The sequence below is a fragment of the Brevundimonas sp. 2YAF1 genome (assembly GCF_052114745.1).
Lineage (GTDB): Bacteria > Pseudomonadota > Alphaproteobacteria > Caulobacterales > Caulobacteraceae > Brevundimonas.
Map to the genome: position 1 here is coordinate 17474 of NZ_JBFRFI010000011.1, position 12797 is coordinate 30270.

The 12797-nt window shown below is 67.5% G+C and carries 10 protein-coding genes; 4 read left to right on the plus strand and 6 right to left on the minus strand.

From position 1 onward, the window contains the following. The first annotated feature begins 7 nt into the window (after positions 1-7). Positions 8-544: a 3-hydroxyacyl-[acyl-carrier-protein] dehydratase FabA gene (gene fabA, locus AB4Y68_RS13455; protein WP_441456265.1), complete on the plus strand. Its 537-nt coding sequence runs from the start codon at positions 8-10 to the stop codon at positions 542-544. A 140-nt stretch (positions 545-684) separates the two neighbouring features. Then, entirely contained in the window at positions 685-1914 is a 1230-nt protein-coding gene (gene fabB, locus AB4Y68_RS13460; protein ID WP_441456266.1) for a beta-ketoacyl-ACP synthase I, read from the plus strand. A 269-nt stretch (positions 1915-2183) separates the two neighbouring features. Here fabB and AB4Y68_RS13465 read toward each other — a convergent pair whose 3' ends face one another. The 3 genes from AB4Y68_RS13465 to AB4Y68_RS13475 form a co-directional block, all read right to left on the minus strand. Further along, entirely contained in the window at positions 2184-3533 is a 1350-nt protein-coding gene (locus tag AB4Y68_RS13465) for a trypsin-like peptidase domain-containing protein (protein ID WP_441456267.1), read from the minus strand. A gap of 84 nt (positions 3534-3617) precedes the next feature. Next, the gene (locus AB4Y68_RS13470; protein ID WP_441456268.1) at positions 3618-4730 is read right to left on the minus strand and encodes a serine hydrolase domain-containing protein; all 1113 of its coding nucleotides are present in this window, start codon (positions 4728-4730) and stop codon (positions 3618-3620) included. Between the two features lie 59 nt (positions 4731-4789). After that, on the minus strand, positions 4790-5980 hold the full coding sequence (locus tag AB4Y68_RS13475) for an acyl-CoA dehydrogenase (protein WP_441456269.1): 1191 nt from the start codon (positions 5978-5980) through the stop codon (positions 4790-4792). A gap of 149 nt (positions 5981-6129) precedes the next feature. Between AB4Y68_RS13475 and AB4Y68_RS13480 the strand changes: the two genes are divergently transcribed. Continuing rightward, on the plus strand, positions 6130-6396 hold the full coding sequence (locus tag AB4Y68_RS13480) for a DUF6356 family protein (protein ID WP_441456270.1): 267 nt from the start codon (positions 6130-6132) through the stop codon (positions 6394-6396). A 38-nt stretch (positions 6397-6434) separates the two neighbouring features. Further along, positions 6435-7628 carry a CaiB/BaiF CoA transferase family protein gene (locus tag AB4Y68_RS13485; RefSeq protein ID WP_441456271.1) on the plus strand — a complete coding sequence of 398 codons (1194 nt, stop codon included), beginning with the start codon at positions 6435-6437 and terminating at the stop codon, positions 7626-7628. 2 nt (positions 7629-7630) lie between these two features. Here AB4Y68_RS13485 and AB4Y68_RS13490 read toward each other — a convergent pair whose 3' ends face one another. The 3 genes from AB4Y68_RS13490 to AB4Y68_RS13500 all read right to left on the minus strand — a co-directional run bounded on the left by AB4Y68_RS13490 (position 7631) and on the right by AB4Y68_RS13500 (position 12716). Next, positions 7631-8074, minus strand: a complete 444-nt coding sequence (locus AB4Y68_RS13490; protein WP_441456272.1) for a hypothetical protein — start codon at positions 8072-8074, stop codon at positions 7631-7633. Between the two features lie 85 nt (positions 8075-8159). Then, the gene (odhB, locus tag AB4Y68_RS13495; protein WP_441456273.1) at positions 8160-9638 is read right to left on the minus strand and encodes a 2-oxoglutarate dehydrogenase complex dihydrolipoyllysine-residue succinyltransferase; all 1479 of its coding nucleotides are present in this window, start codon (positions 9636-9638) and stop codon (positions 8160-8162) included. A 57-nt stretch (positions 9639-9695) separates the two neighbouring features. After that, positions 9696-12716 carry a 2-oxoglutarate dehydrogenase E1 component gene (locus AB4Y68_RS13500; RefSeq protein ID WP_441456274.1) on the minus strand — a complete coding sequence of 1007 codons (3021 nt, stop codon included), beginning with the start codon at positions 12714-12716 and terminating at the stop codon, positions 9696-9698. Between the last annotated feature and the right edge of the window lie 81 nt (positions 12717-12797).

Here is a 12797-nt window from a genome sequence, read left to right on the forward strand (position 1 = left end):
GTCATCCTTGAGCCAGTCCCAATATCCGTCGTCGTTCGATCATGAAGGCCTGCTGGCCTCGGGCCGTGGCGAACTGTTCGGTCCGGGCAACGCCCAGCTGCCGGCCCCGCCGATGCTGATGTTCGACCGGATCAAGACCATTTCCGCCGACGGCGGCGACTACGGCAAGGGCTATGTCGAGGCGGAACTCGACATCAACCCGGACCTCTGGTTCTTCCAGTGCCACTTCATCGGCGATCCGGTCATGCCGGGCTGCCTGGGCCTGGACGCCATGTGGCAGTTGGTCGGCTTCTACCTCGGTTGGATCGGCGGTGCCGGCAAGGGCCGCGCCCTGGGCGTCGGCGAAGTGAAATTCACCGGTCAGGTGACCCCGGACGTCAAGAAGGTGGTCTACAAGGTCCACCTGAAGCGCGTCATCAACCGCAAGCTGGTCATGGGCATCGCCGACGGCGTGCTCGAGGCCGACGGCCAGGTCATCTACACCTGCGCGGATATGCGCGTCGGTCTGTTCGGCGGCCAGAGCGAAACCGGCTCGAATACCTAGCATTCGCGCTCAGGTTTCGCTCTCTTTGTCGTGGGACCATTCTCTTGGGAATGGTCTGGTGGCGCCGACCGAAGCCTGACCCCATTTAATCCAGACCGCGGTCAACGCGGCGCCTGAAGACTGAACGTTAGGAAACCAGCATGCGGCGTGTCGTCGTCACCGGATTGGGCATCGTCTCCTCCATCGGCACTGGCCAGGACGAGGTCACAGCCTCCCTGCGCGAAGCGAAATCGGGCGTGCAGGCCGCGCCGGACCACATCAAGCACGGCTTCCGCTCCCAGGTCTGGGCCCCGCCCGCCCTCGGCGTGACCGCCGAAGACTGGGCGCCGCTGGTGGATCGCCGGGCCGCCCGCTTCCTCGCCAACGGCACCGCCTGGGCCCACATCGCGTTTGAAGAGGCGCTGAAGGACTCAGGGCTCAGCGCCGACGAGATCAAGGACGAGCGCATCGGCCTGATCGTCGGCGAGGGCGGCCCCTCGACCCAGATCATCCTGCAAGCCGCCGCCACCACCATCGAAAAGGGCTCGCCCAAGCGCATCGGCCCGTTCGCGGTGCCCAAGGCCATGGCTTCCGGCCCCTCGGCCGTCCTGGCCACCTGGTTCCAACTGAAGGGGATCAACTATTCGATCTCCTCGGCCTGCGCGACCAGCGCCCACTGCATCGGCGCGGCCGCCGAACAGATCGCCTGGGGCAAGCAGGACGTGGTCTTCGCCGGCGGCTGCGAGGACATCGACTGGTCCATGTCGAACATGTTCGACGCCATGGGCGCCATGTCCTCCAACTTCAACGAAACCCCCGCCAAGGCCAGCCGCGCCTATGACAAGGACCGCGACGGCTTCGTCATCGCCGGCGGCGCCGGCATCGTCGTGCTGGAAGAATACGAACGCGCCGTGGCGCGGGGCGCGACCATCTACGCCGAAGTCACCGGCTACGCCGCCAACTCGGACGGCTACGACATGGTGGCCCCCTCGGGCGAGGGCGCCGAGCGCTGCATGAAGCTGGCGCTGAAGATGGCCGGCGATCCCCGCATCGACTATCTGAACCCGCACGGCACCTCGACGCCGGTCGGGGACTCCAAGGAAATGGGCGCGGTGCGCAACGTCTTCGGCGACGACCTGCCGATGATCTCCTCGACCAAGTCGCTGACGGGCCACTCGCTCGGCGCTGCGGGGGCCCAGGAAGCCATCTACTGCCTGTTAATGATGAAGCACGGCTTCGCCGCCGAAAGCGCCCACATCGAAAACCTGGACCCTGAATTTGAGGGCATGCCGATCCTGCGCGAACGCCATGACGGCGAACTGAAGCACGTCATGTCCAACAGCTTCGGCTTCGGCGGCACCAACGGCACCCTGATCCTGTCCAAGGTCTGATTTCGGCCCGCCGAGACGAAAGTTTCGCAGAACACGAAAAGGCCCCCATTCGGTCGTTCGCCCGCCCGGAACGGATGCCAGAGATAAACCATCGGCCTGTCGGAGTTCGGAAGAGTCCCGGATCCTGAACAGCCCCCCCAGCCCCCCAGGATTTTTCCGCTAAAGGGCTTCGATGGGCCGATGCTTCCTCCAAGCGAGACGCCCGCGCCTGCCCCCCTCCCCCTCCTGGCAGCGCGGGCGTTTTGCTGTCTGGACCTCGAGACTGAGGATCAGCCGGGCAGGCTGATCGTCGTCCGCTCTCCCTCCCGCGTCACGGTCAGGTCGATCGCGCCGGTCGCGCCCTGCAGCGCGCGGGCCAGAGCCGCCATGCCGTCCACGCCCGCGCCGCCCGCCTCGACCACGACGTCGCCGGCCTGCAGCCCCGCCGCCGCCGCGACCGATCCGCCCTCGACCACCGTGATCTGGGCCCCCGCGCCGTCGCCGGCGTTACGGAAGGTCAGGCCGCGCGCCATCCCCGCGCTGACCCCGACGCGCACCGCCACGGGATCAGACGAAGCGACCGTCATGCTGGCGGTCGCCTCACGCCCGCCGCGCAGATAGACCACCGGCAGGGTCGCGCCCGGCCGGGCGATGCCGACCGTGGCCTGGACCGACCCGGCGTTGGCTACGGGGCGGTTCTGGATCCGGGTGATGACGTCGCCGGGGCGCAGCCCCGCCTGTTCGGCAGGCGATCCCGGCGCGGCGTCATAGACCACCGCCCCGCGCACGATATTGAGGCCCAGGTCGCGGGCCCGCTCGGCCGTCAGCGACCCCAGGGCCACGCCGATCTGGCCGCGCTTGACCTCGCCCGAGGCGCGCAACTGATCGACCACGAACATCATGATCCGTGTCGGCACGGCGAAGGCGATGCCGTCGTTGCCGCCGCCCATGCCGCTGGACAGGATCGAGGTGTTGATGCCGATCAGCCGCCCCCGACTGTCCAGCAGCGGCCCGCCCGAATTGCCCGAGTTCACCGCCGCGTCGGTCTGGATATAGTCCTCGATGGCGTCGCCCAAGCCCGAGCGGTTCAGGCCCGAAATCACGCCCATGGTCAGAGTCTGATCCAGCCCCAGCGGATAGCCTACGGCGAAGGCCAGGTCGCCCGTGCGCAAGGTGTCGGAATCCACCGTCTCGACCTGCGACAGTCCCTTGGCCTCGATCTTCAGCACGGCGATGTCGGTGGCCTTGTCGGACCCGATCAGCACCGCGTCGAACAGGCGACCGTCGATCATGTCGACGGTGAATTTCTGGCCGTTCTCGACGACGTGGTTGTTGGTGACGATGATGCCGTTCGCGGCGTCGATGATCACGCCCGATCCGCCCTGGGCGGGCTTGGGCTCACCGGCCGAACTGGGGCCGCGCGACTGACCCAGGGTGGTGACCTGGACCACGGCGGGCAGGGAGGCGTCCAGTCCCGCGGCGAAGGTGAAGACGCCGCGCCGCGCATCGTAGGGCAGGCCCTGAAAGCCCGGCGTCTGGGCCAAGGCCGCCGCGACGCCAAGGGGGGCGCCGACCGGCGCGATGCTGAGGATCACGGCCAGGACGGCGCCGGTCGAGGCCAGCAGGGTGTGTCGCATCATGGTCGATCCCTTCACAGGCTTGCAGCCTAGCGCGAGATTCCAGACGTGACGACCGCCCCGTTCGCAACGAACCACGCGGCGCGGTCAGTCGCCCAGCGTTTCCGCCGCCAACATGCGCAACACTTTCAAATTCAACGCCGCCGCCTCGGTGTCGTCGCCTCCGTTGGCGACGGTCAGGATGGCGCTGCGATTATCCAGACGCACCACGATCATCGCGTTCCAGTAGCCGTTGGATCCGACATGGGTCAGGAAGCGTCCGGGCATCTTGGCGAAATCGCCGCGCGCCCCCCACCCCAGCGCCGATCCGCTGTCGCCTTCGGGACGATGCAAACGACGGTAGCTCTCGGCGGACAACAGCTTGCCCTTTCCAGTCTCGCCCTCGACCTGGTCGACGGCGAACAAGGCCCAGTCCTGCAAGCTCATGTGGAGTTCGCCCGCCGGGGCCAGCACGGCCGGATTGTCGGCGCGAGGGCCGGTCAGAGGCCTGCCCCCCTCATGACCCAGAGGCTGCCCGGGCTCGGTGGGTCCGAAGGCCGCGGTCGTCATGCCCAGAGGCCTCAGGACCTGCTCGACGGTCAGTTGCTCGAACGGCTTTCCGGTGGCCTGTTCGGCGATCGCCGCAGCCAGGATATAGCCGCCGTTACTGTAGTGCTGAACGGTGCGCGGCTCGACCTCGGCGGGCTGTGTCACGGCGACCGCCGCATAGGCCCGGCGCTGCTCGGGCAGAGGGCGCGGATCGTCGAAAAAGGCCAGGGTCTCGTCCAGGCCGATGATGTCCGGCAGGCCCGCGCGATGCGACAGCAGATCGACCAGGGTCGCCTGGCGGTATTCGGGCCGCATGGCTGCCGCCAGGTCCGGCAGCATCGTCTCCAACGGCGCGGTCCATGACAGGACGCCCTGGTCGACCAGGCGGGCGATCACCGTCGCCGAGATCGCCTTCCCGTCCGAGCCCAGGTGCCAGACGTCCCCGATCGCGGCCGGCGCTCGGCTGTCCAGGTCCCGAACGCCCGCCACGCCCTCGCCGACGACGACGCCGTTCCGGATAGTCAGCACGGCCGTGCCGGGCACGTCCGTTCCCGCCAAGGCCTCGGTCAGGCGCGGGGACAGGTCCTGAACCGCCCCCTCCTGCGCCTGCGCGGGCGCGGCGAGGATGAGCGCCGCAGAGACGGCGGCGAGAAGGACGCGTTTGACGAACATGGGAATCTCCGTGAACGCCTCCCCCTTAGCTTCACCGTAACGGCGAGAAAAGAGCCTTCCTAGAAGGCGCTCTGCCCCGTGATGGCCCGGCCCAGGATCAGGGCGTGGACGTCGTGGGCGCCCTCATAGGTATTGACCGTCTCCAGGTTCATGGCGTGGCGCATGACGTGCATCTCGCCGGTGATGCCCGCGCCGCCGTGCATGTCGCGGGCTTCGCGCGCCACGGCCAGGGCCTTGCCGCAGTTGTTGCGCTTCATCAGGCTGATGGCCTCGGGAACCCAGGCGCCGGCATCCAGCAGGCGACCCAAGGCATAGGCGCCCTCGAAGCCGAGGAAGATCTCGGTCTGCATGTCGGCCAGCTTCTTCTGCACCAGTTGGCGCGACGACAGCGGGCGGCCGAACAGCATCCGCTCGCCGACATAGTCGCGGCTGGCGTGGAAGCAGAACTCGGCGGCGCCCATGGCCCCCCAGGCGATGCCGAACCGCGCCTTGTTCAGGCAACTGAAAGGACCGCGCAGCCCCCGCACGCCCGGCAGAATGTTGGCTTCCGGCACGAAGACGTCATTCAGGCCGATGTCGCCGGTGATCGAGGCGCGCAGACTCAGCTTGTCGCCGATCTTGTCCGTGGTGAAACCGTCGAAGTCGCGCTCGACGATGAAGCCTCTGATCTTGTCATCGAGCTTGGCCCAGACGATGGCCAGGTCGCTGATCGGGCTGTTGGTGATCCAGTATTTGGCGCCGTTCAGGCGATAGCCGCCCTCGACCTTGACCGCTTTCGTCTTCATCGACGCCGGATCGGACCCGCCGTCGGCCTCGGTCAGGCCGAAGCATCCGATCAGTTCGCCCGCCGCCATCTTCGGGAGAAATTTAAACTTCTGTTCTTCCGAGCCGAAGGCGTAGATCGGGTACATGGCCAGCGACGACTGCACCGACATAGCCGAGCGATAGCCGCTGTCGATGGCCTCGACTTCGCGCGCGATCAGGCCATAGGCGACGTGGCTGGCTTCCGAGCCGCCGTACTGCTCGGGCAGCATGGCGCCGAGGAAGCCCATCTCGCCCATCTCGGTCATGATGGCGCGGTCAAAGGTCTCGTCGCGGAAGGCCGCGACCACGCGCGGCAGCAGGGCCTCGCGGGCATAGGAGCGCGCCGCGTCCTGGATCATCCGCTCGTCGTCGGTCAGGCGGCCGCGCAGGTCGAACGGGTCGTCCCAGCGGAAGGTCTGTTGCGGGGCGTGCGAGCCGTCAGCCATGGCGTGTTTCCTGCGCGAGTTGCGGAGTTCTCTGAGCGTCACGCCGGGTGGAAGGGGCGTGACGACGCGACCCCTGTTCCGGTCGCAGGTTTAGGCCAAAATGCATCATCCGGGTAGAGGGCGGCGGGGAACCGCGTTAGGCTGGAACCATGTCGAACACCTTTTCACGCCTGTTCCGCGATCACCCGCGCGAGGTCAGCGAGACCTATCTCGAGCATATGGCCGCGTCGTCGCGGTTCGGCTTCAAGCTGATCCGGCTGGCCGGCTGCGCTTTCGCGCATGCGGTCGTGCCGGGCGTGCACAAGAGCACGGTCTCCGACGCCATCCGCGGCATGGCCCGCGACATGGGCGGCCGCGCCGAGGAAGCGCGCGAATGCCGGATGCGCAACGCTGGCGTCTGGGACGTGGGGCTCTAGGCCTTCTCGCTTCGTCTGAGGCGGGCTAGTCAGGTCCTATGACCCAGATCCAAGGCCCCCTTTCCGGCGTTCGTGTTCTTGATCTCAGCCGCGTCCTGGCCGGCCCGTGGGCGACGCAGACGCTGGCCGACCTCGGCGCCGAGGTGATCAAGATCGAGCGGCCGGGCGCGGGCGACGACACCCGCCACTGGGGCCCGCCCTTCACCACCACGACCGACGGCTCCAAGGGCGACGCCGCCTACTTCTTCTGCGCCAACCGGGGCAAGAAGTCCGTCGAACTGGACATCGCCACGCCTGAAGGCGCCGAGGCCGTGCGCAAACTGGCCACGACCTGCGACGTGGTGGTCGAGAACTTCAAGACCGGCGGGCTGAAGAAGTACGGCCTCGACTACGCCGCTCTGTCGGTCCTCAATCCGCGCCTGGTCTATTGCTCGATCACCGGCTTCGGCCAGGACGGGCCGGACGCCCACCGGGCGGGCTACGACTACATGATCCAGGCCATGGGCGGGCTGATGTCGATCACCGGCCAGCCCGACGGCGCGCCGGGCGCCGAGCCGATGAAGGTCGGGGTGGCGGTCGTGGACCTGTTCACCGGCCTCTACGCCTCCAACGCCATCCTGGCCGCCTTGTGGCACGCGCGAGCGACGGGCGAGGGCCAGTCCATCGACATCGCCCTGTTCAACGTCCAGGCGGCCATGCTGGCCAATCAGGCGACGAACTACTTCGTCTCGGGGGCCGCCCCGACGCGGATGGGCAACGCCCACCCCAACCTGGCCCCCTACCAGCCCTTCCCCTGCTCGGACGGCATGGTGGTGATCGCCGTCGGCAACGACGGCCAGTTCCGCGCCCTGGCCAAGGCCCTGGGCACCGAGCCCATGGGCGCCGATCCCCGCTTTGCGACCAACGCCCTGCGGGTCCAGCACCGTGTCGAGCTGTCGCCCGTCCTGTCGGCCCTGACGGCGGGCTTCACCATGAAGGGGCTGATGGCGGCGCTGGAGGCGGCGGGCGTGCCCTGCGGCCCGGTCAACACCATCGACCAGGTCTTCGAGGAGCCGCAGGCGATCCATCGCGGCCTGACCGTCGAACAGTCCCGCCCCGACCTGGCCGCGCCGATCCGCACCGTCGCCTCGCCCATCCGCCTGTCGAAGACCCCCGTCCGCTACGACGCTCCGCCGCCGAAGCTGGGGCAAGACACGGAAGAAGTGCTGCAGGGACTGCGGTCCGAGCCCTAGGGTCAGGGCGGATTCAGAACGAGCTCCGCAGCCACCCAGAGCAGGCCCCCGAGCGCCGCAAGCAGGGCTGCGGACGCCAGCATGCCCTGCCATGCGACTGGTCTGAACCGACGCGGCAAACTGGAGCCCCAGAACCCGCCGCAGGCGAAGGCCGCCAAGGCCATGACGGTGCCCGCCGCGCGCGTTCCCGGCGTGATCGCGTCCAGATCGTCGCCTTCCGCCGTTGCAAACTCACCCGCCCGAACCCGCGCCAGCAGATCGCGAGCCTGCTCCGCTTGATCGGCGCGTCCCATCAGCCGCAGGCCCAGCGCGCGCTGCATCAGAGGATCGACCGTGGTCTGGAACCGCTCGGTCACATCCACATCCACGCCGTGCGAGGCGAGGAAGGCCGCCGCGAGGTCGGCCTCATAAACATCCTGATAGCGGGCGATTTCGACAAGGCTCATGAGCCGAGGCTAGCACGACCGACGCAATTGAAAACGGCGGCTCCGAAAGAGCCGCCGTCGTCAATCATGGCTGTGCTTGCGAGCCTTACAGGTCCAGCAGGGCGCGGGCCGGATCTTCCAGCAGTTCCTTGATGCGGACCAGGAAGGTCACGGCTTCCTTGCCGTCGACGATGCGGTGATCGTAGCTGAGGGCCAGGTACATCATCGGGCGGATCTTGACCTCGCCGTTGATGGCCATCGGGCGCTGCACGATGTTGTGCATGCCCAGGATGCCCGACTGCGGCGCGTTCAGGATCGGCGTCGACATCAGCGAGCCATAGGTGCCGCCGTTGGTGATGGTGAAGGTGCCGCCCTGCATCTGATCCATGGTCAGGGCGCCGTCACGAGCGGCCTTGCCCAGGGCGCCGATGCCCTTTTCAATACCCGCCAGCGACAAAGTGTCGGCGTCGCGCAGGACCGGAACCACCAGACCCTTATCGGTGCCGACGGCCACGCCGATGTCGTAGTGGTTCTTGTAGATGATGTCCGTGCCGTCGATCTCGGCGTTGACGGCCGGGAGCTCGTGCAGGGCCTGAACCACGGCCTTGGTGAAGAAGGACATGAAGCCCAGCTTCACGCCGTGGCGCTTCTCGAACACTTCCTTGTACTGGGCGCGCAGGGCCATGACGTTGGTCATGTCCACCTCGTTGAAGGTGGTCAGCTGGGCGGCGGTGTTCTGGGATTCCTTCAGGCGGCGGGCGATGGTCTGACGCAAGCGCGTCATCTTCACCCGCTCTTCGCGCGGCTGGTCGGCGCGCGGGGCGGCCGGAGCGGCGGCCTTGGCGGCGGGAGCGGCGGCGCCGATGGCGGCGACGGCGTCAGCCTTGGTGATGTTGCCCTTCGGACCCGAGGCCGACAGCGAGGCCGGGTTCAGGTTGTTTTCCGAGACGACGCGCTGAACCGCCGGCGACAGGTGAGCCGAAGCCTGGGCCGAGCCGGTGTTGGCCGGAGCGGCGGCGGGAGCCACAGCAGCCGGAGCAGCCGCCGCGCCCGAAGCCGAGATCGAACCGATGACCTGACCCGGGGTCACGGTCGCGCCGTTGTCGGCGACGATGGTCAGGACGCCGGCGGCCGGGGCCGAGACTTCCACCGCGACCTTGTCGGTCTCGATCTCGACCAGCAGTTCGTCCTTGGCGACGGTGTCGCCCGACTTCTTCAGCCAGGTGCCGATCGAACCTTCGGCGACGCTCTCGCCCATGGTCGGGACGGCGATCGAGATCGAAGCCGAAGCGGCGGCCGGAGCCGCAGCCGGGGCGGCAGCAGCGGCGGGCGCAGCGGCCGGAGCCGAAGCGCCTTCGCTCACCGAACCCAGCACCGTGCCGGGAACCACGGTGTCGCCTTCAGCGGCGTTGATCGCCGCCAGGACGCCGTCGGCCGGGGCCACGACTTCCAGCGAAACCTTGTCGGTTTCCAGCTCGACCAGGACTTCATCCTTACGGACGGCGTCGCCGACCTTCTTGGTCCACTTGGCGATGGAGGCTTCGCTGACGGATTCACCGAGAGCGGGGGTCAGGATGTCGGCCATGGTTGGGTCCAGTGTCTTTTCGTGTCTTGGCGTATCTATAGGTCAGGCGGGGGCCGGTCAGGCCATCGCCTCGGCGAGGAAGGTCTCGAGTTCCTTCAGGTGGCGGCTCATCAAGCCGGCCGCCGTGGAGGCGGAGGCCGGACGCCCGACGTAACGCGCGCGCTTGGCCTTGATATCCATCTTCTCGAGCGTCAGTTCGATCCACGGATCGACGAAGGTCCAGCCGCCCATGTTCTTGGGCTCTTCCTGACACCAGACCAGGTCGGCGTTGGGGAAGCGGGCCAGCTCGGTCGAGATCGACTTGATCGGCCACGGATAGAACTGCTCGAGACGCAGGATGTAGATGTCGTTGACGCCCGCCTTCTCGCGCGCGTCCAGCAGGTCGTAATAGACCTTGCCCGAGCAGACGATGACCTTGCGGATGTCCTTGTCCGCCTTCAGCGAAACGCCGGCCACTTCCGGACGCAGTTGGGCGTCGTCGCGCAGCACGCGGTGGAAGGACGAGCCCTCGGCCATGTCGGCGATGGTCGAGACCGCCTTCTTGTGACGCAGCAGCGACTTGGGCGTCATCAGGATCAGCGGCTTGCGGAACGACCGGTGCATCTGGCGACGCAGGATGTGGAAATAGTTGGCCGGCGTGGTGCAGTTGGCGACCTGCATATTGTCTTCGGCGCACTGCTGCAGGAAGCGCTCGAGACGGGCCGAGGAGTGTTCCGGGCCCTGGCCCTCATAGCCGTGCGGCAGCAGCATGGTCAGGCCGCTCATGCGCAGCCACTTGCGTTCGCCCGAGGAGATGAACTGGTCGATGACGACCTGGGCGCCGTTGACGAAGTCGCCGAACTGGCCCTCCCACAGGGTCAGGGTGTTCGGGTCGGCCAGCGAGTAGCCGTACTCGAAGCCCAGCACCGCCTCTTCCGACAGGGCCGAGTCGATGACTTCGAAGTGGGCTTGGCCGTCGCGCAGATGGTTCAGCGGGATGTAGCGCTGCTCGGTCGTCTGGTCGGTGATGCCCGAGTGACGCTGCGAGAAGGTGCCGCGCACCGAGTCCTGACCGGACAGTCGGACGTTGTAGCCCTCGTCCAGCAGCGAGGCGAAGGCCAGGCTTTCGGCGGTGGCCCAGTCGATGTTCTGGCCGGTGGTGACGGTCTCCCGGCGCGCCTCGACGACGCGCTTCAGCGTCTTGTGCACGTCGACGCTGTTGGGAATCTGCGTCAGGCGATGACCGTAGTCGATGAGCTTCTCAGCCGGGACGGCGGTCTGGCCGCGCAACTGCTGCTGATCGTCGCCCTTGGGCAGGCCCAGGCCTTGCCACTGGCCGTCCAGCCAGTCGGCCTTCTTGGCTTCGAAGCTCTTGCCGGCTTCGAACTCGGCGTCGAGGAAGGCCTCGAAACGGGCGATCTCGGCGTCGACCTCGGCCTGGGTGACCACGCCCTGTTCGACCAGGCGCTTGGAGTAGATCTCGCGCGTCGACGGCTGGGCGCGGATCTTCGAATACATCAGCGGCTGGGTGAAGGTCGGATCGTCGCCTTCGTTGTGGCCGAAGCGGCGGTAGCAGAACATGTCCACCACCGCGTCCTTGTGGAACTTCTGACGGTATTCCGTCGCCACCTTGGCGGCGAAGACGACCGCTTCCGGGTCGTCGCCGTTGACGTGGAAGATCGGGGCCTGGACCATCAGCGCCACATCCGACGGATAGGGCGACGAACGCGAGTTGCGCGGGCTGGTGGTGAAGCCGATCTGGTTGTTGATGACGAAGTGCAGGGTGCCGCCGGTGCGGTAACCCTTCAGTCCCATCAGGGCGAAGCATTCGGCCACCACGCCCTGGCCGGCGAAGGCGGCGTCGCCGTGGATCAGCAGGGGCACGACCTTGGAACGGTCCAGCGCCCATTCGGCCTCGGGCTTGCCGGCGTTGGCGTCGCGGATGTCGAAGGCCTGCTTGGCGCGCGCCTTGCCCAGGACGACCGGGTTGACGATCTCCAGGTGCGACGGGTTGGCGGTCAGCGACAGGTGGACCTTGTTGCCGTCGAACTCACGGTCCGACGAGGCGCCCATGTGATATTTGACGTCGCCCGAGCCCTCGATGTCCGACGGGACGGTCGAACCGCCCTGGAACTCGTGGAAGATGGCCTTGTAGGGCTTGCCCATGACGGCGGCGAGCGTGTTCAGGCGGCCGCGGTGGGCCATGCCGAAGACGATCTCGTCGACGCCGAGGTTGCCGCCGCGCTTGATCACCTGCTCCAAGGCCGGGACCATGGCCTCGCCGCCGTCCAGGCCGAAGCGCTTGGTGCCGGGGAAGCGCTTGTGCAGGAAGCGTTCGAAGCCCTCGGCCTCGATCAGCTTGTGCAGGATGGCCAGCTTGCCTTCCTTCGTGAAGGCGTTCTGCTCGAACTTGTCCGGGCCTTCGAAGCGCTGCTGCAGCCAGGATTTCTCTTCCGGCTCGGCGATGTGCGTGTACTGCACGCCGATGTTGCCGCAGTAGGTGCGCTTCAGCAGTTCCAGCACCTGCCGGACGCTGCCGGTCTGCATCCCCAGGACGCCGTCGAGGAAGATCGGGCGGTCCAGGTCAGCGGCGGTGAAGCCGTAGAATTCGGGGGTCAGCTCCGGGTTGTCGACCGGCTGCTCGATGCCCAGCGGGTCCAGCGTCGCCTGCAGGTGGCCGCGCACGCGATAGGCGCGGATCAGCATCAGGGCGCGGATCGAGTCATGGGCGGCGGCGCGCACGTCGTCGGCGGTCAAGGCGCCGGAAGCCGAGGCGGCCGGGGCGGCCGGACGCGGGCCGGGTTTGCCGCCGGCGGCCTTGGCATCGACCTTGGGAGCGGGCCAGCGGCCGTCGAAGACGGCGGTGTCTTCGGTCGGGTCGGTGGCGGCGCCGCGGCCCCACGAGCCGGCGGCGGCCGACTGCTTCACCAGGTCGGCGTTGTCCTTCAACTGATCGAAGAAGGCGCGCCATTCCCCCGACACGGAGCCGGGGTCCGAAGCCCATTTTTCGTGCAGGTCCTCAATGAAGGCGGCGTTCGCGCCATAGAGGAAGCTGGTCTCGGCAAAGACCTGGTTCAGCTGACCTGCATCGTCCGCCATGTTTCTCACATCGTCCTACATTCGGCCGCGCGCGCACGCCTGCGCGGTGAGCGGCGCCGCTCATATAGGCCGTGTTTCCTT